Below are 21327 nucleotides of genomic sequence, written 5' to 3' on the forward strand. Positions count from 1 at the left end.
CTATTCCGGCCGCCTGCCCTCCCAGGCATCCTGCAGCAGGGCACGAATGGATTTCCGGTCGATCGGCCGTGGATTCCAATAGGGATTTTCCGTGGCGATCTCAGCCGCCCGGTCGAGGTCGGCCTCGGTGAGCCCCAGATCCCGCAAGCCCAGCGGCGCGCCGATCTCCCTGGCAAAGTCCCACAGTCCGCCGCCCACCGAACCGCCGAAGATCCCGGCGACAGGCGCCAGCAGATCGGACACCGAAACGGCGTTGTAGGCGGCCGTGTGCGCCAGCATGATCGCGTGCGTATCGGCATGCGGCGTATCGAACGTGCCGCCGAGCGTGTGGCAGATCTTGTGGTGCAGCGCCATGCCGACTGTGCCGAGCACCGTGCCGCAAAGCCATGCACCATAGAGCGCATCGCCGCGCAGATCCGGCGCCGCTGGCGTCGCGATGATCCCCGGCAGGCTGGTCTTGAAGGCGCGCAGCCCCTCGACCGCCATCAGCGTCGAAATCGGGTTTCGATCCTGGGCATAGAGCCCCTCGACCGCATGGGCCATGGCGTTCAGGCCCGACGTGACGCTCATGCCGACCGGCAGGCCCAGCGTCAGCGCCGGGTCATAGATCACCACTTCCGGCAGGATGCTTTCATGCCGCACGGTGGTTTTGCGCCCGCCTTCGGTTTGACCCAGGATCGCCGTCACTTCCGATCCGGCATAGGTTGTCGGAATGACGATCTGCGGCATGTCTGTCCGGTAGGCGATCGCCTTGCCGAGCCCGGTGGTCGATCCGCCGCCGAGCGCCACGACGCAATCCGCCCTGGTCTCGGCCACGACCTTCATTGCCGTTTCGGTCACATCGACCGGCGTATGCATGACGGCACCGGCAAAGACGCCGGCAGCCAGCGGTCCGAGCTTTGCGGCGAGTGCTTCCGCATCCCCCTTCTGTTGCGGCGTCGACAGGACCAGCGCCCGGCTGCATCCAAGTTTGTTTACCCAATCAGCGGCGGTGGCGCTCTTGCCTTGGCCAAAGACGATATGGGCTGGACTGCCGCCATAGGTGAAATCCCGGCTCATGTTTCGGTCCCCTGTCTGGCGCGAACCATCACGAAGGTCAGGTCCAGCTTCCATGCCGGTGCGCCCTTGCCCTGTCGCTCGAAACTGTGCACCAGCTCGGGTTTGACACCGAAGATCGCATCCTCGGCCAGGTGCGGATCGCTGCCGTCATAGATATGCGTGACGATCGTTTCGAAGCCCGGTGCCTTGATCATGAAGTGAAGGTGCGCTGGGCGGTGCAGCGGATAGCCCGCCTGCCGCAAAAGCTCGCCGACAGGCCCATCGTCCGGCACGCCGTAGCCGCAGGGTTTGATGGTTCGATAGTGGAAACGTCCCTCCGTATCCGTGCGGAACAGTCCGCGCAGGTTGAATTCCGGCTGCAGGTCCGGTTGCTGGTTCTCGTACAGGCCTTGAGCGTTGGCCTGCCAGGTGATGATCTCCGCGTCTGCAATGGGATTGCCATCGAGATCCCGTACGCCTCCGGACACGTCCAGCCTTTCGCCGATACCATCGAGCGAGATGGTGCTGCCAAGGGCCAGTTGCGGAATATCGGCGCGAAAAAAAGGGCCGCGCACGGTGTTGGGCGTCGCCGCTTTTGGCCGGCGCGAGTTAATTTCCTCGACCAGGGCCGAAGCACCAAGCAGATCCGACAGTAGCACCCATTCCTGGCGCCGATCGTCGCTGGCGTGGCCGACCTCGGTGAGAAACGCGATCACCTTGCGCCAGTCCGAAGGGGTTGGGCGCAATTCGCGGATCAAGGCATGCAGATGCGACACGGCCACCGCCAAGACTTTCGGCAGGCTGTCATCTTTCGATTGCGAAAGTCGTTGCGCGAAAATGTCGTGCGAGGTTCTCTCGCTGAAATTCAGCGCCGTCGGACCCAACATCGTGCGTCTCCTCCAAGGCGTAGCTGGTAAGATCAATCTAACCCGGATGCGATATGTCTTTGATGATTTTATTCGAAATTAGTATACCATATCGCTATGAAGATAGATGAACGCCATCTTGTCCAGCTTGCTGCCGTGGTCAAAACCGGTGGCGTCACCGAGGGGGCGGCTCTGCTTGGCCTGTCGCAACCGGCTGTCTCGCGGACGCTATCCATGCTGGAAGCCCGGATCGGCGAGGCGCTGTTCGTCAAGGGCCGAAGACCACTGCAGCCGACGTCGCTGGGAAGAGCCTTGGCCGATCACGGCCAGACCATGCTGTCTGCATCGCGCAAGGCTTCCGATGTCGTCGAAAGCTTTCGGGTCGGCAAAAGCGGCGTCGTGCGGGTTGGAGGCACGCCGTTCTTTATGGATGCGTTGATTGCCGGCATGATCGCCGAGTTCCAGAATCTGCATCCAGACGTGCGTATCGACCAGACCTATGGCTATTTCCCGGACCTGCGGGCAGCACTCAACGCCGACCAGATCGATTTGGCCATCTGCCCGACCGATATTCTCGACGAAGGCTCCGGGCTTGAATTCCAGCAGATCCTCCCGGGCCGCAATGTGATCGCCTGCCGCGTCACCCATCCCCTGCTCATGAAGCGCAAGCCGCAGCCGGCGCACCTGCTCGATTTCCCCTGGGTCGCGCCGCCCCCGGGCAGCCCGCTGCTCGCCGACCTACGCAGCATGCTGCTCTCATTCGGCGCAACCGAAATCAAGATCCGTTATTCCGGCGGTTCTCTGATGAGCGTCGTCAACTATATGAGGGCCGCCGACGCGCTGACGATCATGCCGCACAGTGTCGTGTTTGGCTTGCGCAACGAAAAGTCGATTACAGCCCTCCCCGTCTCAATCCCGCATCCGGAACGCGCCCTTGGCCTGCTCAAGCGGGCCGACGCCGCCCGCGCACCCGCAGTCGATCATTTCGCCCGTCATATCCGCACCAGCTTCGATAACCTCAAGCATCTGATCAAGCGGCACGAGCAGTCGGTGGTGTGGGAATCGTAGTCCTCGGCGAAAAATTGCCAATTCGCCTTGGCGGGGCCTAAGACCCGTCTGGCGTGCCGTCGCCTGATCGGAAAAGCGGCCATGGCGAGCCTGGTGGTGACAGCTGCCCTTGCTGGCGCGTGGTTCAGGCCGCGATGGGAGAGCTGCCCGCTCTGCCGAAAATATAGGTAAAAAGACTATGGTCCTGCATATCACGGATCGGCTTGTCTGATGCGGCGCGGTCCGGACAGCTTCAACTGTCCTCGATGCGATAGGGGAGAACCGTGCGCATATCGTGATCGACATGGAGTTTTCTCATGAGCGGTGGGACGGCCCGTTGGAAACATTGCGTCCGCTCGCAGATACGGCAGGAAATTCCGATCGGGTCGAAGCTCGAACGCTGCGAAAGATCCAGATCGTCGGCATAGATGAAAGCCGGGGCATAGGAAATTTCGCAGCCAAATGCGATCGCGTATTGAGGCTGGGAACTCTTGAAGCCGCCGCCACCCTTGGTGATCTGGGTCGCCAGGCACAGAAAGCGCGCACCGTCCGGTGTTTCCGCCAGTTGCCTGATGATCCGCCCGGGGGCTTCGAATGCCTGATGGACATTCCACAACGGACAGGCTGCTCCAAATCTGGCAAATTGCAGTTTTGTCGCGCTGTGCCGCTTGGTGATGTTCCCCGCCCTGTCGACCCGTGCAAAGAACACCGGGATACCCTTCTCTCCTGGCCTCTGCAATGTGCTGAGCCGGTGGCAGACCTGCTCCAAACTGGCGCCGAAGCGCGAGGCAAGCAGTTCGAGATCGTGGCGCAGCAACGTCGCCGCAGCCTGGAACGCCCGGTAGGGAAAGAGCAGGGCGCCGGCAAAATAATTGTGCAGGCCGATGCGACAGATGTCTGCGGCTTCCTTGGTCCGGAAGTTCCCCGTCTTGACCACCCGATCGACCGTATCGGCGGCCTGCAATTGAGCGATCTGCAATGCCAACTGGAAATCCCGGCTGGTCGCTGGAATATAGGCGTTGAGAGACAGGACCCGCGTCGCCGGATCGAAATGGCGCAGAATGTCCCGTCCGGGTTCTGCCCGGGCAATTTTGACGTTGTGCACCCTTTGAAGGTAGCTGGTGAGCGCGGCATGGCGATCGTCGTGTGCCAGCCCCAGCTCGATCGAAAGCTCTTCGGCCTGCACATCCAGGTCGTGAATATAGTTGTCGACGAAATGAAAGAAGTCCCGGACTTCTTCGTATGGCGTCGCTTCCGCAGCCTGTGTCGATCGTCCCATGCTGTCATTGAGGCTCGCAAGCTGCTCGCTGTTTCGCCTGTAGGCTTGGTGGGCCCGCACCAGCGCATGCGCCAGAGACGGGGCGTTCTGGGTAATGAGCTTGAGCTCCTGCAGATTGGGGTTGTACGATTCGAACAAGGGATCGGTCAGTGCTTCCGAGAGCGCCGACAGCAGCCGATCGCCCTCGCCCGCCGAAAGCTCGCCCAGATCGATCTGAAACTTGTCGACCAAGGCCAGCAGAACGGAGGCCGAAACCGGCCTTTGGTTGTTTTCGATCTGATTGAGATAGCTTGTTGAAATGCCGATCCGGTCCGCAAATTGGCTCTGGGTGGCCTTGTGGGCTTCACGCAGGGACCGGATTTTTCGGCCGATAAAGAGCTTCCGCATCGCCATGTTGCACTTTCGCAAAAGAGAGTTTGCAACAACCTAAATTAAGCAATGCCACACGATCAACCGTTTTCTAGAGCATGACAAGGCCGTATGAACGGTGACGTTGAAGCAGCTGGATGGAGTGAGAATGCGTTCAATACTTGACCAACTCGGTGTGCGCCGCACTGAAGCGCGTCTTGGCGGCGGGCAGAAGCGCATCGATGCCCAGCATGCCAAGGGCAAGCTGACGGCGCGCGAGCGCATCGAGGTGCTGCTCGACGAAGGCTCGTTCGAAGAATACGACATGTACGTCACCCACCGCGCCGTCGATTTCGGCATGGCCGAACAGAAGGTGGCCGGCGACGGCGTCGTTACCGGCTGGGGCACGATCAACGGCCGCCAGGTCTATGTCTTTTCCCAGGATTTCACCGTGCTCGGCGGCTCGCTGTCTGAAACCCATGCGCAAAAGATCTGCAAGATCATGGACATGGCGGTGCGCAACGGTGCGCCGGTGATCGGACTGAACGATTCCGGCGGTGCCCGCATCCAGGAAGGCGTCGCCTCGCTTGCCGGCTATGCCGAAGTGTTCCGCCGCAATGCCGAGGCGTCCGGTGTCATCCCGCAGATCTCCGTGATCATGGGACCTTGTGCCGGCGGTGCGGTCTATTCGCCGGCGATGACCGACTTCATCTTCATGGTGCGCGACAGTTCCTACATGTTCGTCACCGGCCCGGATGTGGTGAAGACCGTCACCAACGAGATCGTCACGGCCGAGGAACTTGGCGGCGCCGGTACCCATACGAAGAAATCCTCGGTCGCCGACGCGGCCTATGAAAACGACATCGAGACCTTGGAACAGGTCCGCCTGCTGTTTGATTTTCTGCCGCTCAACAACCGCGAAAAGCCGCCGGTCCGCCCGTTCCACGACGATCCGGCCCGCCTTGAAAACCGGCTCGACACGCTGATCCCGGACAGCTCGGCAAAACCCTACGACATGAAGGAGCTCATTCATGCGATCGCCGACGAAGGCGATTTCTTCGAGCTGCAGGAAGCCTTTGCCCGTAACATCATCACCGGCTTCATCCGGCTCGAGGGCCAGTCGGTCGGCGTCGTCGCCAACCAGCCGATGGTGCTGGCCGGCTGCCTGGATATCGACTCATCGCGAAAGGCTGCCCGCTTCGTGCGCTTTTGCGATGCCTTCTCGATCCCGATCCTGACGCTGGTCGACGTGCCCGGCTTCCTGCCCGGCGTGGCGCAGGAATATGGCGGCGTCATCAAGCACGGCGCCAAGCTTCTGTTCGCCTATAGCCAGGCGACGGTGCCGATGGTGACGCTGATCACGCGAAAAGCCTATGGCGGCGCCTATGACGTGATGGCCTCCAAGCATATCGGCGCCGACGTCAACTATGCCTGGCCGACCGCCGAAATCGCCGTGATGGGCGCCAAGGGGGCGACCGAAATCCTCTACCGCTCCGAACTCGGCGACGCAGACAAGATCGCCGCCCGGACGAAGGAATACGAGGAGCGCTTCGCCAACCCGTTTGTCGCCGCCGAACGCGGCTTCATCGACGAAGTGATCATGCCGCACTCTTCCCGCCGCCGCCTTTCCCGCGCCTTTGCCTCGTTGCGCGGCAAACGGAAAGAGCAACTGTGGCGCAAGCACGACACGATACCGCTATAGCCTTCGCAGGCGTTTGACCCCACAATCGTCATCCTCGGGCCAACCGTATTCGGGCTTGACCGGGGGATGACGGAAACAAGAGCAAGATCGAACAGATCGAGAAGCAAATGATCCAGAAAATCCTAATCGCCAATCGGGGCGAGATCGCCTGCCGGGTGATCAAGACGGCCCGGAAGATGGGCATCGCCACCGTTGCCGTCTATTCCGATGCGGATGCCGATGCGCTGCATGTGAAGATGGCCGACGAGGCCGTGCATATCGGGCCGTCGCCGTCGAGCCAGTCCTATATCGTCATCGACAAAATCCTCGAGGCGATCAAAAAGACCGGCGCCGATGCGGTGCATCCGGGCTATGGCTTCCTGTCGGAAAATGCCATGTTTGCGCAGGCGTTGGAAAAGGCAGGGGTCGCCTTCATCGGCCCGCCGGTCGGCGCCATCCAGGCGATGGGCGACAAGATCACCTCCAAAAAGCTGGCAGCAGAGGCCGGCGTCTCCACCGTGCCCGGCCATATGGGCCTGATTGCCGATGCCGAGGAGGCAGTGACGATTTCGGCCTCCATCGGCTATCCCGTGATGATCAAGGCGTCTGCGGGTGGTGGCGGCAAGGGCATGCGCATCGCCTGGAACGATGCTGAGGCCCGCGAGGGTTTCCAGTCCTCGAAGAACGAGGCCAAGGCTTCGTTCGGCGACGACCGCATCTTCATCGAAAAGTTCGTCACCCAGCCGCGCCATATCGAAATCCAGGTGCTGGGCGACAAACACGGCACCGTGCTCTATCTCGGTGAGCGTGAGTGCTCGATCCAGCGGCGCAACCAGAAGGTCATCGAGGAAGCCCCGTCACCATTCCTCGACGAGGCCACCCGTCGCGCCATGGGCGAACAGGCCGTGGCGCTATCCAAGGCGGTCGGCTATCATTCTGCCGGTACCGTCGAATTCATCGTCGATGGCGAGCGCAATTTCTACTTCCTCGAGATGAACACCCGCCTGCAGGTCGAGCATCCCGTCACCGAGCTGATCACCGGCGTCGATCTGGTCGAGCAGATGATCCGCGTCGCTTCCGGCGAAAAGCTGGCCTTCGGCCAGGACGAGATCAAGCTGAATGGCTGGGCGATCGAAAGCCGGCTCTATGCCGAGGATCCCTATCGCAGCTTCCTGCCCTCGATCGGGCGTCTCACACGCTACCGGCCGCCGGTCGAAGGCAAGACCGCCGATGGCACCATCGTGCGCAACGATACCGGCGTCTTCGAGGGCGGCGAAATCTCGATGTATTACGACCCGATGGTGGCAAAGCTCTGCACGTGGGCACCGGAAAACGACGGGTCACCCGCCCGGCTCACGGCCATCGACGCCATGTCGGCGGCACTCGACGATTTCGAGGTCGAGGGCATCGGCCATAACCTTCCTTTCCTGTCCGCCGTGATGCAGCACGAGCGGTTCCGCTCCGGCAACATCACCACGGCCTTCATCGCCGAGGAGTTCCCGGATGGTTTCCACGGTGTCGAGCCTGATCCGGCATCGGCGCGGAAACTGGCGGCCGTCGCGACGCTGGTGCATCAGGTGCTGCAGGACCGCGCCGTGCAGATTTCCGGCACCATCGGCAATCATCGCCGGGTAATCGGCAAGGACTGGGTCGTCACATTCGCCGGACAGGAGCATGCCGTGACGCTCGACACATCCCCCGGCGGCGCCACTGTCCGGCTGGCCGATGGCAGCGTCTTTACTGCTGCGGGCGACTGGACGCCCGGCCGCAGCCACGCCACGTTCGATGTCGACGGCACGGCCATGGGCGTCAAGATCGACCTTTCGGGCACCGCCATCCGCCTGCGCTGGCGCGGCATCGATATCGCCGCCCATGTGCGCAGCCCGCGCATTGCCGAGCTTGCCCGGCTGATGCCGAAGAAGCTGCCGCCGGACACCTCGAAAATGCTGCTCTGCCCGATGCCGGGCGTCATCACCACCATCACGGTTGTTCAGGGCGAGACCGTGGAAGCTGGCCAGGCACTGGCGACGGTGGAAGCGATGAAGATGGAAAATATCTTGCGCGCCGAACGGCGGGGCGTGGTCAAACGGGTGGCCGCCGCCGTCGGCGCCAGCCTAGCCGTGGACGAGCTGATCCTGGAGTTCGAATAGGGGCAATAAATACCCCTCACCTGCAGACGGAGAGGTACGATGCAGGAAGCTTTGCGTTCTACCTCTCCCCTTGCGGGAGAGGATACAAAATCAAGATCTTAGCTTTAGCTAAGTCTTAGAGTTTGTTGGTGAGGGGTAGGAGGGAGTTCTACCCGTTCTCGAAAAACGGATATCTTAGAGAAAACCGAATGGCTTTTTTTCCCCGTCCAAAGCACCCGTGCCATACTCGTTCCCCGTCATCGGATACGCTGCCAGGCGTGGCAGTGAGGCGGGACTGGCGCTTGGTGCAAGGGGATGACGTAAACCCTGACATCGGGGGTCTGCTGAAAATGGTCTCCCTCCGGCGACAGGGGAGAAGCGGACAGGCTGCGGATCGGCCTTTGCGCTTCGGATGCCCGAAAGAGCGCGCCGGGCGTGCCTGTGCGGCACACAGGGTGGCAGACGGAATGGTTTCGCCGGACGTGCCGAACGTCCGTCCGATTCCTCAGCTGCGTCTCGGGTTGATCCTCGGATCTACCCCGGCGACGGGGAGATCGGAGACACCGGCGGCGGCCGTGTGGAGTGTTGCCGATAAATTGGTTCGGCCGGGCTCCATCAGGTCAGACGAACGCCATTCTGGCGAGCCACCTCATAGCGACCCAGGTCGCAGGCAAAAACCGCTGAACGGGGCGCTAAAGGGTGCCATCTATTCTACTCACTCGCGGCAGCCTCCAGCGCCCCGTCCGAGTATCGTTCCAGCAAACCCACGGCGAGTGCTTCGCACGTGGTCAAAGCCGGTTGAGGCATGTTTCTACCTCCCCCTTGAGGGGGGAGGTCGCCGCAAAGCGGCGGGTGGGGGTGACGGTCAGGGACGTTTCAAACGTCACCCCACCCCGGCACTGCGCGCCGACCCTCCCCCTCAAGGGGAGGGTGTACGTCCGATCGATGCAAGGAGACTTTCCAATGTCCGATAAAAAAACCCTCGCCGACTGGGCAGCGCTTGCCGAACGCGAGCTCAAATCCTCGCCCGACAGTCTCACCTGGCAGACGCCGGAGGGCATTGCCGTCAAGCCGCTCTATACCGAGGCCGATCTCAAAGCCGCCGGTCATCTCGGCTCGCTACCCGGCCTCACGCCGTTCACCCGCGGTCCGCGCGCCACCATGTATGCAGGCCGCCCCTGGACCATCCGGCAATATTCCGGCTTTTCCACTGCCGAAGCCTCGAATGCCTTCTACCGCAAGGCGCTGGCCAGCGGCCAGCAGGGTGTTTCGGTCGCCTTCGATCTCGCCACCCATCGCGGTTACGATTCGGATCATCCGCGCGTCGTCGGCGATGTCGGCAAGGCCGGCGTGGCGATCGATTCGGTCGAGGACATGAAGATTCTTTTCGACGGCATTCCGCTCGAAGAGATTTCGGTATCGATGACCATGAACGGCGCCGTCATCCCGATCCTCGCCGCGTTCATCATCGCGGGCGAGGAGCAGGGCGTGCCGCGCGCGCAGCTTTCCGGCACGATCCAGAACGACATCCTCAAGGAATTCATGGTCCGTAACACCTATATCTATCCGCCGGAACCCTCGATGCGGATCGTTGCCGACATCATCGACTACACCGCCCGCGAAATGCCGAAATTCAACTCGATCTCGATCTCCGGCTATCACATGCAGGAGGCCGGCGCGACACTGGTCCAGGAGCTGGCCTTCACGCTCGCCGACGGCCGTGAATATGTTCGTGCCGCCATCGCCAAGGGCTTGAGCGTCGACGAATTCGCCGGCCGCCTGTCGTTCTTCTTTGCCATCGGCATGAACTTCTTCATGGAGGCCGCCAAACTGCGCGCCGCACGGCTGTTGTGGACGCGGATCATGGAAGGCTTCCACCCGAAGAAGCAATCCTCGCTGATGCTCAGAACGCATTGCCAGACATCCGGCGTCTCTTTGCAGGAACAAGACCCCTACAACAACATCATCCGCACCGCTTTCGAGGCGATGTCGGCGGTGCTCGGCGGCACCCAGTCGCTGCATACCAATTCTTTCGACGAGGCGATCGCGCTGCCGACGGAATTCTCCTCGCGCATCGCCCGCAACACCCAGCTGATCCTGCGGCACGAGACCGGCGTCACCAGGGTGGTCGATCCCTTGGCCGGTTCCTATTATGTCGAGAGCCTGACGGCGGAGCTTGCCAACAAGGCCTGGGCGCTGATGGAAGAGGTCGAAGCGCTGGGGGGCATGACCAAGGCGGTGGCCGACGGCCTGCCGAAGCGGCTGATCGAGCAGGCCGCCACCCGCCGCCAGGCTGCCGTCGACAAGGGCGAGGAGGTCATCGTCGGCGTCAACAAATACCGGCTGGAGACCGAGGACGATCTCGACATTCTCGATATCGACAATGCCGCCGTTCGCGTCGCCCAGATCAGCCGCATCGAGGAGACCCGCAAGCGCCGCGACACCGCCGAGGTGACGGCAGCACTGGAAGCGTTGACCAAGGTCGCCCGTACCGGCGACGGAAATATCCTCGAAACGGCCGTGAGAGCGGCCCGCGCCCGCGCCACCGTCGGCGAAATTTCCGATGCGATGCGCATCGTCTTTGGCGATCACACTGCCGTGCCGGAAGTCGTCAGCGATATCTATGGCGAAGCCTATAAGGACGAGCCAGAACTGGCGACGCTGTCTGCCCGGCTCTCCGACTTTTCCCGCACCACCGGCCGCAAGCCGAAGATCATGGTCGCCAAGCTTGGTCAGGACGGCCATGACCGCGGCGCCAAGATCATCGCCTCGGCCTTTGGCGATATCGGCTTCGACGTCTTGGCCGGTCCGCTGTTCCAGACGCCGGAGGAAGCAGCCGGCATGGCGGTCGATGCCAAGGTACACGTCATCGGCATGTCGTCGCTGGCCGCCGGTCACAAGACGCTGGCACCGCAACTGATCGAGGCGCTGAAAGCCAAGGGCGGAGGCGATGTGATCGTCGTCGTCGGCGGGGTCGTGCCGCGCCAGGATTACCAGTTCCTGCTCGACAATGGCGTCGCTGCCGTCTTCGGTCCCGGCACCAATGTCATGGAGGCTGGCCGCGCCGTGCTCGACCTCATGGAAGGCAAGCTGCGCAATGCGTGAGGATTCGGTTTCGAACGCAGCCCGGGTCTGTCATTGCGCGCGGTCACAGCCGGCCCCTTCCCTGCGGCATTGGAAGTACAGCGCGTAGCGCACGTATCGCAGCTGCCTGTAATTTTCCCTTATTGTGACGACCGGAGTTCGAACGACTGCCACCTTCCAGACACCCAGACGGCGAACTGAGCCTGCGAACATTGGCCATGCCGGCGGACGCCAATGCCGCAGGCGACATTTTCGGGGGATGGGTCATGGCCCAGATGGACGTTTCCTGAGGCATAAGGGCGGCGGAGCGTGCCCGGGGTCGCGGTCTCGGCCGCCGTCCAGGAGATGGCCTTCGCGCTACCGGTCAAGATCGGTGATACGCTGTGGATCTACACCGAGGTCATTGCCGTCGGTCGCGCCTCGATGAATTTGAAGGTGGAAGCCTGGGCTCGCCAATATCTCTCCGACCGAATCGACAAAGTAACCGACGCCATTTTCGTTATGGTGGCGCTGGACTACAACGGCCGTCCGACAGCCGTTCCAGAAGCAGGGGATGCCGTCAGCCAGGACCCATCGTTTACGGATGACAGTCCCGTTCGATCGATGAACGCAGAAATTACGGGGCCATCGTCGGTGGCATCCGATCACAAGGCAAACACAACCAGGAGGCGATTTTGGAAACAGATCACGACACGACGCAGCTCGAGATGGTTGTCCTGATGACGCCGGACATGGCGAATTTTAGCGGCAAGGTCCATGGCGGTGCCCTCCTCAATCTGCTTGATCGGGTGGCTTTTTCCTGTGCGTCGCGGTTTTCGCAGGAATATGCCGTGACCCTGTCGGTCGATCAGGTGGTTTTCCGTCAACCCATCCATGTCGGCGAACTTGTCACGTTTCGGGCCTCGATCAATTATGCCGGTCGCACGTCCATGGAAGTCGGCATCAGGGTCGAAGCCGAAAACATTCGGACTGGCGAGCGCCGGCATACCAATTCCTGTTATTTCACCATGGTCGCCGTCGACGCCGAAGGGCGCCCGACCACTGTCCCCCTGCATCAACCGGACAGTGCAGTCGGAAAACGCCGTGAGCAGGCCGCGCAGGTGAGGCGCAACTTGCGTCGCGAATTCGAGGCTCGCTTCCAGGCGGCAGGCTCTGGCTCAGGCGACGGAAATTCCTGAGCATGGTTTTTGAACCGCTCCCACGAAACTTGCGGCCCCTTGGGCCTGCAACGCCGCGTGGCACTCGGTTCGGTTGGGAACCATCATCCACCCGGTGCTGCGCGCCACCGGTCATCACAACCGGAAAGCCGTCACCAACCCATTGGGTCGGTGCGCTGCTATATGTGCCGACAACTGCTCTCAACACGCTCTCTTGGACGCCCGTTGCAATTCGTCCTTGGCAACGGCCCGCGTAAGTCCTGTTGTTGGTTTTGTGAAAGGACCGTAAATCTGGTGTAGGCCGGCCGTAGATCGGCAGTATGCTAGATACGACATGGCAGACTTGAACGATCTCAGCTTGTTCGTCGAAATCGTCGAGCAGCATGGTTTCTCTGCTGCCGCCAGAAGCTGGACATGCCGCGTTCGCGACTGAGCTGCGGGATAACGCACCTGGAAGACAATCTCGGCGTCAGGCTTATCCAGCGCACCACCCATGCTACATTTCCCGCCGCGGCCTGTTACCTTCGGTGCGCAGGTTGCTGAATTTCCTTGCGGAAGAGTATGCAATTCTCTCGGAGCTGGAACATCGCGACCACTCTTAACCTTTGTTCGATATTTCGCCGCGGCATGAACGTCTTGCAATGCCGGCTTCACCGTGACTCAAAATCTGCATATCCAAAGACAATAGGCAGGATAGCGCGGACGGGACCTCTGCTCCCATCTGGTTTGACCTTGCGACCTCAGGCCGGCATTCATCTCTGATCTCTGCTGAACGCGTCGTTGATGCTAACCGGCACAGGTTCCCAGTATCGGTGTCATCAAGCTCACATGGGCGTCGATTCGCTCAAGCACCTGCTCGGGAATGACTGTGCGCTCGGGCAGGGTCCACCAATGCTGGTTCACGCGTTCGGTAACGTCGACCACCGCGTTGAGAACGGCCGGCTCCGGTAATCGCGCACGATTGGCAAAAGCCTTCCACCGTTGCGCGGTCAGTGCCTTAAATGAGCGCTCAGCTGCCAGCGACAGTGCCATGGCATCGGCCGGAATATAGGGGATCGTCGAGAGCACATCATACACCGGCGCGAGCGCCGGCTTGTTGCCGATGCCGCGGTAGATCAGGGACCAATTCTTTAGGTGCATGTCGCCATTACCGGTAATGACCGCGAGAGCCAGTCGGCGCACGAATTCAAGCGACGCGGCAGAAGAGACGGCAATGCCAAGTGCCGAGGCGATATCATGATAGGCGGCACCGTCATATTTGCGCGAGGGATAGATGCCGAATACCTGAGCGAAATCCTCGATGTGGATGCGCTCGCCCGTGATAGCACGGTCAAAGCGTCTGACGAGAAGTACCTTGCCGTCCGACAGCGTTCGGAATTCTTCCGGGATCCCCTCAAACTCGGTCTGCGCAACAAGTTCACGCTCCGGCACTTCCATTCCGATCGCTTCGGCCAGAGCGAGATTGGCATATTCGTTCTCGGAGACCCCAGGAAACGAGGTCGATGGGAATTTGGCGATGTACGCTCCCTCCCCATCGCCCATTGGCAGGGTCAAGCCACCGCCCTTGCCGGTATTTTTGATCACAGAGAGCTTCATCTGAACACCTGCGAGCGAGAACCGGGCTTTCGGCTTTGGGCTGGAGGCTTCTCTCAAAGAAGTTATGGTGCCCTCGCTCGGCACGGCACGGACAGCACCGGGCAGATCGGACCCGAGTGCAGCCAACAGATCGAAATCATTTCCGGTGCGTACATTGCCTGCATGATGTTTCTCCATCGCCTCGCGCAATTTGTCCTCGGGAAGAAGGTTGGCAAAAAATGCCGGCAGGGCTCCAGCAACAGGCTTGGGATTCTTGCGTAAGTCTCCTGTTGCTGCCCGAAAGGACAGGCTGAGAACGGGGAAGCCGCCTGTCTTGCGGTACGTTTCGTCAAAGCTGAACGCGTTGAAATCCCCAGGTGTCCTCACTATCGTGCCAACCTTCCGATTATTGAGCAGCACGTCCAGCGATGATATGGTTTTAGGAGCCTGAAACATCTCAGCCATGATCGTTATCTTCGGCTGTGGAAACAAACGCGGGCAAATCGTCATCGTCATATGGGCGCATCAACGCCTCGACGGCTGGGACCATTACCTTGGGGATCAGCATCATCTCCAGTCCGAGCGCGCGCGCGATATTGATCAGAGTTGTCGTGCGCGCTGCCGCGGACCCTGTTTCTATGTCGCGGTATCGAGGGCGCGATATTCCGGCCATGTCGGCGACCTGTTCCTGGGTCATTGCCGCTGCGATGCGCGTTCTCCTCAACAGGCGCCCGATCTCGAGCAAAGCTTCTGACTCGGATTTCACAAAAAGATCCCCAAACGGTTCATTTACTGAAGTATGATACGTAGAGATATCTTTTACAATCGTTAATCGGGACTATGATGCGTAAAAGTATCAATATCGGTGAAAAGATATGTTTAAGGATCACGCTTGTTAAATCAAAGTGGAGTGAGGCGCCTGGAGACCCTTTCTTTCATCGCCTCTTCGACCAAGCGGGAGCCACTTCAAGGGAGTTATTGCGGTTCCAGTCAGAACGCTTCATATGTGCCTGCATTGCGCCGCACAAAATGGCTCTGAATGACCTGGAGACAACATGATCTCGTCCGCCGGCCAGGCGCCTGGCCTCATAACAGACACGCGAAAGTTTCTTGTCCTTTTTCTCGGATCGGTGGGCGTTGTCTATGGCGACATCGGCACCAGCCCGCTTTACGCGTTCCGAGAAGCTCTGCGGCCGTTTGCTCACGACGGCGTGACGCATGACGAGGTTATTGGCGTCATCTCGTTGATGATCTGGACGCTGACGATCATCGTGACGTTCAAATATGTCCTGTTTTTGCTGAGAGCAGACAATGATGGCGAAGGCGGCACATTGTCGCTGCTGGCCCTTCTCATGAAAAAGACCAGCCGTTACACGACGATACTGTTTTTCGCGGGGATCATCGGCGCAGCGCTTTTTATCGGTGATGCGATGATAACCCCCGCCCTCTCGGTATTATCTGCGGTCGAGGGTCTGAAGCTTGTAACGCCTACACTTGCCGACTACGTATTGCCAATCTCTGCCACGATCATGATCGTGTTGTTCGCCGTTCAATCCCGGGGAACGGCGGCAGTTTCCAATTTTTTCGGTCCAATCACGGTGCTGTGGTTCCTGGTCATGGCTGCCGGTGGCATTGCGCATATTGCTGACGACCTCACAATACTAAACGCGCTAAATCCCATCTACGCCTTTTGGTTCGTGTGGAAGGCAGGCTTCGTCGGATTGGTTGTGCTTGGCGCGGTCTTTCTGACCGTCACCGGCGCTGAGGCACTTTACGCCGACCTTGGCCATTTTGGCAGACGGCCGATCCAATGGGCATGGTTCATCATCGTTTTTCCGGCTCTTGCACTAAACTATCTCGGCCAGGGGGCCTTGGTGCTTTCTAACCCATCCACGGCAAGCAATCCGTTCTATCTCATGTTCCCGGAATGGGCGTTGCTGCCCGTGGTGATTTTGGCGACTGCTGCGACAATCATCGCCAGTCAGGCAGTGATCACTGGCGCCTTTTCGCTCGCCCGTCAGGCAATTCACCTAGGGTTCCTGCCGCGCCTGGAAATTTGCTTCACGTCTGAAACAAATACGGGTCAAATTTACGTCCCGGCCGTGAATACGCTTCTGCTTTCCGGTGTCCTCCTTCTCATCTTCGTTTTCGGCGATTCTGAATCTCTCGCGACCGCCTATGGCATTTCGGTAACGGGCGCCATGGTGGTCACGACGCTGCTGGCCTTCCAGTTTGTTCGAGTACTGTGGGGCTGGTCTGCACTGACGTCAGTGGTGATTCTGCTTCCGCTTCTCCTGCTCGAGTGCATATTCCTGGGAGCAAACCTCCTCAAGATTCACGACGGCGGCTATGTTCCGGTGATGATTGCGGCCACGATCATGGTAATGATGTGGACATGGCGAAAGGGCTCTTTGCTGTTGCGCGACAAATCCGCACGCAACCATGTTCCTCTCGACAGGTTCATCGCGTCCATCGAACGCAAGTCGGAGCACGCCCCCATAGCAGTGCCCGGCACGGCCGTTTTCCTGACGAGCGTTCCCGACAAGGTGCCAGGCGTGCTACTTCACAACATCAAGCACAACCACGTGCTTCACGCGCAAAATGTCATTTTGACAATCAAGACGGCCGGCATTCCCGTTGTTCCCGACGAACAGCGCTTCGTCATTACCAAACTTTCCGAGCGCTTCAGCAAGCTGGAGCTCACATTCGGGTTCATGGAGACGCAGAATGTCTCGAAAGCGCTGGGCCTTTGCCGTAAAGCCGGCTTCAAGTTCGAGATTATGTCGACATCGTTCTATCTAGGTCGGCGCAAGCTGGTCAGCGACCCCAATTCCGGACTGCCTGGCTGGCAGGACCGGCTGTATATCGCGATGGCCGAGACGGCTATCGACCCGTCCGACTATTTCTATCTGCCGACGAATAGGGTGGTGGAGATTGGCGAACACGTTACCATATAGGAGCGCCGCCGCTGGGAAGGCATAGGTTGAATGCCTTCGTAGTTCCAAAAAAGAGTGTTTTGGCCTCGGGACAGGACACTGCGCCGCCATCCCGACCGCAGCGGCTATTTCAACATCCGACGGCGGGAAGGATGGTTCGGGTGCTCGCTGTGCAGGCCCATCATGGCAGAACAATCAACAGTGTCTTAAAGGCCCGTCGCACTTCAAACACCAACCGGCGAGAAATCCGCCATCGCACCCGCATAGTGCTTGGCGAATGGCGTGACGTAAGAGCCGCGCTTGCTGGTGGTCAGGCGCTGGGCGACCAGTGCTTCCGCCTGCTTGACCGCTGCCGAAACGCCATCGACGACGGGCACGCCATATTCCCCTTGCAGCGCATAAGCGAGATCGGCCATGCCGGCACAGCCGAGAACGATCGCTTCGGCGCCATCCTCAGCAAGTGCTCGCTCAATCTGCCTTCGCAACTTGCCAAGCGCTCCGGAAACGGGATCTTCCAGTTCAAGTACGGGAATATCTGCCGCCCTAACCCGTACCCGCGCGCCAAAACCGTAGTGGCGCACGAGGTTTTCCAACAGGGCGCGCGAGCGCTCCAACGTCGTTACGACGGTGAAGCGCTGGGCCAGGAAGCCTGCCGTCACAAGCGCTGATTCGCACAGGCCCAGCACCGGAAACCCGGCGAGCGAGCGGGCCGCATCCAGTCCCGTATCGTCGAAGCACGCGATGACGGCAGCATCAATTTTCTCCGCTGCGGCAATCTCTTTGAGCAAGCCCGGCAATGCGAGAGCGCCGTCATAATGGCCTTCGATTGAAGCTGGTCCCATCTTTGCGGTGGCCGTGATGATTTCCGTACCGCTGCCGGCGACGGCACGGGCCGCTTCGGCCGCCTTGTCCGTCATGGATCGGGTGGTGTTGGGATTGACGACGAGGATGCGCATGCGGATCAGATCACTTTCGCCTGCCGTCGGCGCAGAGCGAGAATGATCGCGAGCGCCAAAAGGATGATGGAGAAGGAAAACAGCGTGGTGACGGTGCCCAGCGCATAGAGCACCGGCGTCGTGACGTTGGTCGTCATGCCGTAGATCTCCAGGGGCAGCGTGTTGTAAGTTCCGGATGTCATCAGAGTACGGGCGAATTCGTCATAGGAGAGCGTAAAGCCGAACAGGCCGACGCCGATCAGGCTTGGCGCAATCATCGGCAGGACGACATGGGCAAAGGTCTGCCAGGATGTCGCCCCGAGATCGCGCGCCGCCTCCTCATAGGCCGGCGAAAAGCGGTTGAAGACCGCAAACATGATCAGCACGCCGAACGGTAGCGTCCACGTCAGGTGCGCTCCAAAGCCGGAGGAGTACCAGGCGGGTTTCAGGCCGAATTGCTGGAAGACGACGCCGATGCCGAGGGATATGATGATCGATGGCACGACAAGGCTGGCGACCGTCAGATAGAACAGCACCGTCGAGCCACGGAACTTGCGGCGGAAAGCCAAACCCGCCAGAAGCGATACCGCCACATTGACGACCATCACCATCAGCCCGAGGGTGAAGGACCGCTTGAACGACGCTCCGAAATCACCGACAGCTTGCTGCTCGAACAGGTTGAAGAACCAGTGCACCGAGACACCATTGAGCGGAAAGGTCAGACCGCCATCCGGCCCCTGGAAGGACAGGATAAACACGGCCGATAGGGGTCCGTAGAGAAACAGCACAAAGAGCGTGAAGAACGCGGCGAGCACGTAGAATTCGAAGGTGCGTCTCTCGTGGCTCATCTCAAAGCTCCTTGCGGATATCGACGACGCGCAGGATGGCAGCGACCATAGACAGCACGACGATCAGAAGCACGACCGCATTGGCGGCTGCGGCAGGATATTGCAGCAGCGACATCTGGTTCTTCATCATCAGCGCTACCGAGGCGCTCTGCCCACCGGACATGACCTGAACGGTGGAAAAATCCGCCATGACCAGCGTGACAACGAAGATGGAGCCGATAGCTATGCCCGGTTTTGCCAGCGGAATGATGACGTTCCAGAGGATCTGCCAGCCATTGGCACCGGCATCGCGGGCCGCTTCGATCAGCGAGCGGTCAATGCGCATCAATGTGTTGAAGATCGGCGTCACCATGAACAGAGTGTTCAAATGGACCATGGCCAGCACAACAGCGAAATCGGAATAGAGCAGCCATTCGATCGGCTTGGGAATGACGCCCATTTCGATCAGCGTCGTGTTGACGAGGCCATTGCGCCCGAGCACCGGGATCCACGAGATCATCCGGATGATGTTGGAGGTCAGGAAGGGCACAGTGCAGACGAGAAACAGCACCATCTGCATGGTAGTCGTGCGGATATGGAAGGCGAGGAAATAGGCGACCCAGAAGCCGATCAGCAAGGTCAGGGCCCAGACCATCGCCGTGTATTTCAGCGTGTTCAGATAGGTTTTCCAGGTCACCCACGAGCCAAGCGTGTCGGTGTAATTCATGGCCAAGAAGTCAGGATAGAGACCGGCGAAATCATAATCCCAGAAACTGACGACGGCGATCATCAGGATCGGCAGCAGGAAGAAAAACCCAAGGATCAGCGCCAGCGGCACCGCCTGCAGATAGGAGGCGAGATGAGCTGAGGTCCTGCCGATGCGCGCAGCCAGCCCAGTCTTTCCCGCCGTTTCAATTTGCGTCTCGTCTTGCGTGATGACTGCTGTCACGTCCTGGGTCTCCGGTTTGTCTTCTGTACCTCCCCCTCGAGGGGGGGAGGTCGCAGAGAAGCTGCGGGTGGGGGTTAACCATCGGATGTCAAGACAGTCACCCCGCCCCGGCACTGCGTGCCAACCCTCTCCCTCAAGGGGAGGGTGGAGATCATCAAGCAGCGATGAACTCGTTCCAGCGCTTGACCATGTAGCGGTCCTCGTCCATCACCGAGTTCCAGCAGGCGACCTTACCCATGCGTTCCTCGAAGGAGCCGCCGTCGCGCACGGCGCCGGCCTTCTCCATGACTTTGCCTTCAGGGGACATGATGTCGCCTGTCGCAGCCTTGCCTTCGATCCAGTAACCCCATTCGTCGGCGGTCATGAATTCCTTGGCGGTGTCCATGGCGGCGGAATAGTAGCCCTGGCGGTTGAGGTAGCCGCCGACCCAGCCGGATGTATACCAGTTGATATATTCATAGGCCGCGTCGAGCTGAGCGCCTTCCAGATGCGAGGCAAGGCCGAGACCGCCGCCCCATGAGCGGTAGCCTTCCTTGAGCGGCTGATACTTGCAGGCAATGCCTTTCGAGCGGACGGCGGCAACGGCCGGCGACCACATGGACTGGATGACGACTTCGCCCGAAGCCATCAGGTTGACCGATTCATCGAAGGACTTCCAGAAGGCGCGGAACTGGCCGTCCTGCTTGGCCTTGATCAGGAAGTCGATCGTTGCGTCGATTTCTTCCTTGGTCATGTTGCCTTTGTCGGCATATTTGATATTGCCGAGCGCCTCCATGATCATAGCCGCGTCCATGATGCCGATCGACGGTATGTTCAGGATGGACGTCTTACCCTTGAAGGCCGGGTCCATGATATCGGCCCAGGACGTGATGTCGCGGCCGACGAGGTCCGGGCGGATGCCGAGCGTATCGGCGTTGTAGATGGTCGGGACCATGGTGAAGAACTGGGTTTCGCCCTTGGCAAACGTCTTGTCGCCGATGGCTTCCACATAACCAACGGTATGCGGTGCGGTGCCCTGCGCAATAACGCTGTCCGGCTTCAGCTTTCCGGTTTTGAACAGCGGCACGATCTTGTCGTAGTATTTCAGCTTCTTGATATCCATCGGCTGGATGACGCCGGCCGGAAAGACCTTCTTCAGGATCCAGTATTCGATATCGGCGATGTCGTAGCTATCCGGCTGGGTTACGGCGCGCTGGGCAGCGGCATCACTGTCGGTTGCCGTCATCTCGAGTGTGATGCCGAGATCGGCCTTGCACTTCTCGGCGATGGCATTGATGTTCGACACGCCGGTGCCAAACTGGCGAAGCGTGATCGGGTTCTGTGCCCAGATGGTCGGGAAGCCGGTAATAAGGCCGGAACCGATCACCGCGCCGGTTGCCGCAGCACCGGTCTTCAGCAGGCCACGCCTTGAAATGCCCTTGGGAGTCTTTGTTTCAGTGGTCATATCATTTCCCTCTTTTTTGATTGTGAGTTGGA

14 protein-coding genes and 2 pseudogenes are annotated in these 21327 nt (G+C 60.0%); 7 read left to right on the forward strand and 9 right to left on the reverse strand.

Translation table 11 applies throughout. From position 1 onward, the window contains the following. Together ACP7E6_RS15260 and ACP7E6_RS15265 are read right to left on the reverse strand one after the other, a co-directional pair. On the reverse strand, window positions 1–1059 hold the full coding sequence (locus ACP7E6_RS15260; RefSeq protein ID WP_426230576.1) for a maleylacetate reductase: 1059 nt from the start codon (window positions 1057–1059) through the stop codon (window positions 1–3). After that, complete coding sequence (locus ACP7E6_RS15265) at window positions 1056–1925, reverse strand: dioxygenase (RefSeq protein ID WP_426230578.1); 870 nt, start codon at window positions 1923–1925, stop codon at window positions 1056–1058. The genes ACP7E6_RS15260 and ACP7E6_RS15265 overlap by 4 nt, the downstream gene beginning before the upstream one ends. 96 nt (window positions 1926–2021) lie before the next feature. Here ACP7E6_RS15265 and ACP7E6_RS15270 point away from each other — a divergent pair, with 96 nt between their 5' ends. Further along, window positions 2022–2972, forward strand: a complete 951-nt coding sequence (locus ACP7E6_RS15270; RefSeq protein ID WP_426230580.1) for a LysR family transcriptional regulator — start codon at window positions 2022–2024, stop codon at window positions 2970–2972. A gap of 232 nt (window positions 2973–3204) precedes the next feature. On the opposite strand, the gene ACP7E6_RS15275 is transcribed toward ACP7E6_RS15270, so the two are convergent. After that, window positions 3205–4623, reverse strand: a complete 1419-nt coding sequence (locus tag ACP7E6_RS15275) for a helix-turn-helix domain-containing protein (RefSeq protein ID WP_426230582.1) — start codon at window positions 4621–4623, stop codon at window positions 3205–3207. Window positions 4624–4747: 124 nt separating this feature from the next. Between ACP7E6_RS15275 and ACP7E6_RS15280 the strand changes: the two genes are divergently transcribed. The 5 genes and pseudogenes from ACP7E6_RS15280 (at window position 4748) to ACP7E6_RS15300 (ending at window position 12650) form a co-directional block, all read left to right on the forward strand. Then, entirely contained in the window at window positions 4748–6280 is a 1533-nt protein-coding gene (locus ACP7E6_RS15280; RefSeq protein ID WP_426230584.1) for an acyl-CoA carboxylase subunit beta, read from the forward strand. 107 nt (window positions 6281–6387) lie between these two features. Then, window positions 6388–8409 (forward strand): acetyl-CoA carboxylase biotin carboxylase subunit, encoded by a 2022-nt coding sequence (locus tag ACP7E6_RS15285; RefSeq protein WP_426230586.1) that lies wholly within the window; start codon window positions 6388–6390, stop codon window positions 8407–8409. A gap of 942 nt (window positions 8410–9351) precedes the next feature. Next, window positions 9352–11493, forward strand: coding sequence for a methylmalonyl-CoA mutase (scpA, locus tag ACP7E6_RS15290; protein WP_426230588.1), 2142 nt, complete (start codon window positions 9352–9354; stop codon window positions 11491–11493). Window positions 11494–11690: 197 nt separating this feature from the next. Further along, window positions 11691–12015 (forward strand): annotated as a pseudogene (locus tag ACP7E6_RS15295) (acyl-CoA thioesterase); the annotation flags it as partial. A 164-nt stretch (window positions 12016–12179) separates the two neighbouring features. Then, window positions 12180–12650 (forward strand): acyl-CoA thioesterase, encoded by a 471-nt coding sequence (locus tag ACP7E6_RS15300; RefSeq protein ID WP_426230765.1) that lies wholly within the window; start codon window positions 12180–12182, stop codon window positions 12648–12650. Between the two features lie 765 nt (window positions 12651–13415). Here ACP7E6_RS15300 and ACP7E6_RS15305 read toward each other — a convergent pair. Both ACP7E6_RS15305 and ACP7E6_RS15310 read right to left on the reverse strand, forming a co-directional pair. Continuing rightward, a complete protein-coding gene (locus ACP7E6_RS15305) occupies window positions 13416–14669 on the reverse strand; it encodes a type II toxin-antitoxin system HipA family toxin (protein ID WP_426230590.1) in 1254 nt (417 codons plus the stop codon). Further along, window positions 14662–14901, reverse strand: a complete 240-nt coding sequence (locus ACP7E6_RS15310) for a helix-turn-helix domain-containing protein (protein ID WP_426230592.1) — start codon at window positions 14899–14901, stop codon at window positions 14662–14664. Before ACP7E6_RS15310 ends, ACP7E6_RS15305 begins: the two co-directional genes overlap by 8 nt. A 358-nt stretch (window positions 14902–15259) precedes the next feature. Here ACP7E6_RS15310 and ACP7E6_RS15315 point away from each other — a divergent pair, with 358 nt between their 5' ends. Further along, on the forward strand, window positions 15260–17161 hold the full coding sequence (locus ACP7E6_RS15315; protein WP_426230594.1) for a potassium transporter Kup: 1902 nt from the start codon (window positions 15260–15262) through the stop codon (window positions 17159–17161). Window positions 17162–17364: 203 nt separating this feature from the next. Here ACP7E6_RS15315 and ACP7E6_RS15320 read toward each other — a convergent pair whose 3' ends face one another. The 4 genes and pseudogenes from ACP7E6_RS15320 to ACP7E6_RS15335 all read right to left on the reverse strand — a co-directional run bounded on the left by ACP7E6_RS15320 (window position 17365) and on the right by ACP7E6_RS15335 (window position 21295). After that, window positions 17365–18096, reverse strand: coding sequence for an aspartate/glutamate racemase family protein (locus ACP7E6_RS15320; protein WP_426230596.1), 732 nt, complete (start codon window positions 18094–18096; stop codon window positions 17365–17367). A 5-nt stretch (window positions 18097–18101) separates the two neighbouring features. After that, on the reverse strand, window positions 18102–18923 hold the full coding sequence (locus tag ACP7E6_RS15325) for an ABC transporter permease (RefSeq protein ID WP_426230598.1): 822 nt from the start codon (window positions 18921–18923) through the stop codon (window positions 18102–18104). A 1-nt stretch (window position 18924) separates the two neighbouring features. Then, window positions 18925–19761: pseudogene (locus ACP7E6_RS15330) on the reverse strand (ABC transporter permease); the annotation flags it as partial. 244 nt (window positions 19762–20005) lie between these two features. Beyond that, window positions 20006–21295: an ABC transporter substrate-binding protein gene (locus ACP7E6_RS15335; RefSeq protein ID WP_426230600.1), complete on the reverse strand. Its 1290-nt coding sequence runs from the start codon at window positions 21293–21295 to the stop codon at window positions 20006–20008. Window positions 21296–21327: the final 32 nt, after the last annotated feature.

The organism is Pararhizobium sp. DWP3-4 (assembly GCF_049898205.1).
Taxonomy (GTDB): domain Bacteria; phylum Pseudomonadota; class Alphaproteobacteria; order Rhizobiales; family Rhizobiaceae; genus Pararhizobium.

Bases quoted from the DNA above. Each gene is read 5' to 3' on its own strand.
- ACP7E6_RS15270 (WP_426230580.1), top strand. From the start codon at position 2,022: ATGAAGATAGATGAACGCCATCTTGTCCAGCTTGCTGCCGTGGTCAAA.
- ACP7E6_RS15275 (WP_426230582.1), bottom strand. From the start codon at position 4,623: ATGGCGATGCGGAAGCTCTTTATCGGCCGAAAAATCCGGTCCCTGCGT.
- ACP7E6_RS15325 (WP_426230598.1), bottom strand. From the start codon at position 18,923: ATGAGCCACGAGAGACGCACCTTCGAATTCTACGTGCTCGCCGCGTTC.
- ACP7E6_RS15310 (WP_426230592.1), bottom strand. From the start codon at position 14,901: ATGACCCAGGAACAGGTCGCCGACATGGCCGGAATATCGCGCCCTCGA.
- ACP7E6_RS15265 (WP_426230578.1), bottom strand. From the start codon at position 1,925: ATGTTGGGTCCGACGGCGCTGAATTTCAGCGAGAGAACCTCGCACGAC.
- scpA (WP_426230588.1), top strand. From the start codon at position 9,352: ATGTCCGATAAAAAAACCCTCGCCGACTGGGCAGCGCTTGCCGAACGC.
- ACP7E6_RS15280 (WP_426230584.1), top strand. From the start codon at position 4,748: ATGCGTTCAATACTTGACCAACTCGGTGTGCGCCGCACTGAAGCGCGT.
- ACP7E6_RS15305 (WP_426230590.1), bottom strand. From the start codon at position 14,669: ATGGCTGAGATGTTTCAGGCTCCTAAAACCATATCATCGCTGGACGTG.
- ACP7E6_RS15260 (WP_426230576.1), bottom strand. From the start codon at position 1,059: ATGAGCCGGGATTTCACCTATGGCGGCAGTCCAGCCCATATCGTCTTT.
- ACP7E6_RS15320 (WP_426230596.1), bottom strand. From the start codon at position 18,096: ATGCGCATCCTCGTCGTCAATCCCAACACCACCCGATCCATGACGGAC.
- ACP7E6_RS15335 (WP_426230600.1), bottom strand. From the start codon at position 21,295: ATGACCACTGAAACAAAGACTCCCAAGGGCATTTCAAGGCGTGGCCTG.
- ACP7E6_RS15300 (WP_426230765.1), top strand. From the start codon at position 12,180: ATGGTTGTCCTGATGACGCCGGACATGGCGAATTTTAGCGGCAAGGTC.
- ACP7E6_RS15285 (WP_426230586.1), top strand. From the start codon at position 6,388: ATGATCCAGAAAATCCTAATCGCCAATCGGGGCGAGATCGCCTGCCGG.
- ACP7E6_RS15315 (WP_426230594.1), top strand. From the start codon at position 15,260: ATGATCTCGTCCGCCGGCCAGGCGCCTGGCCTCATAACAGACACGCGA.